Origin of the sequence: Micromonospora sp. NPDC049799, assembly GCF_040656655.1 — a bacterium.
In the GTDB taxonomy this organism is placed as follows: Bacteria; Actinomycetota; Actinomycetes; order Mycobacteriales; family Micromonosporaceae; genus Micromonospora.
This window is the reverse complement of sequence record NZ_JBFAMU010000214.1, coordinates 7,222-8,357: the sequence shown is the minus strand read 5'-3', so window position 1 is coordinate 8,357 and position 1,136 is coordinate 7,222. Positions and strand designations below refer to the sequence as shown.

Genomic DNA, 1,136 nt, shown 5'->3' with positions numbered 1-1,136 from the left:
GGTGGGGTGTCGGGTGGTCGGGGCCACCCCGGGGGTGGAATCCGGGGCGGGGGCGGGTCGTTGTACATGGCAGACCGCGCCACCCTGGGCGGCGCACCCGGCCCGCACCCATGGGCCCGGGCCCGGCGGGAACGATTGACCGCCGGCCGCGGTTACATCCCCTCGGGCCGCACCCAGCCCCGGACGCCGGCAGGGAATGACCCGCCGGCTCCCGCAGTTACATCCCCGGGCCGCAGCACAGCCCAGCGGGCCGCACGCAGAGCCCGACCCCGGACACCCGGCGGGGGAATGACCCCCCGGACCCGGTCGTTACATCCCCCGGACCCGCGCCGGCCACGGCCGCCGGGCCGAACCCCCCGAAACATCGCGGCATGCCACCGCAGAACCCCCCTCTTGCGTGTGTCGCGCACCCCCGATGTGAAGGAGCACCCCGATCATGGCTACCACCCTGTTCCGCAAGGCCGCCCTGACCGCCGCCAGCGCCGCGTTCGTCGGCGGCGTGTTCGCCGGACCCGCCACCGCCTTCGCCGCCCCCGCCGACACCGGCAAGCCCGTCACCGCCGGACAGAGCAAGAGCGAGCGGGACAAGTCCGACCGCAAGGGCGAGCGGGAACTCAACGTCCGCTACCAGGCCCAGCCGAACTTCTACTACTGCGGCCCCGCCGCCGCCCGCAACGCCCTCAGCGTCCAGGGCAAGGACATCGACGTCGACGGCATGGCCGAGCGCATGGGCACCACCGAAGCCGGCACCAACTCCGTCAACGACATCACCCCCGTGCTGAACAAGGAAACCGGTAAGGACGTCTACCGCTCCACCGAGATCAGCACCCCCCGCGCCGACGACAAGCAGACCGACAAGCTGCGCACCGACATCGTCGCCACCGTCGACGACGGCCGCGCCGTGGTCGCCAACATCGCCGGCACCGCCACCGACACCGACGGCACCACCCACTCCTTCGAAGGCGGCCACTACATCAGCGTCATCGGCTACCGCGACGGCGGCAACACCGTCACCATCGCCGACTCCGCCGACCCCGCCCAGGCCACCTACCGCATGAACATCGACAACCTCGCCGACTGGATCGCCACCCGCGGCTACATCTCCTGACCCACACCAGAAAGGGGCGGCCCCCACA

At 72.0% G+C, this 1,136-nt stretch carries 1 protein-coding gene; it reads left to right on the top strand.

Features of this window, described 5'->3' with window-relative positions; translation table 11 throughout:
• Window positions 1-436: 436 nt before the first annotated feature.
• Entirely contained in the window at window positions 437-1,108 is a 672-nt protein-coding gene (locus AB0I76_RS17190; protein WP_357035942.1) for a C39 family peptidase, read from the top strand.
• The last annotated feature ends 28 nt before the right edge of the window (window positions 1,109-1,136 follow it).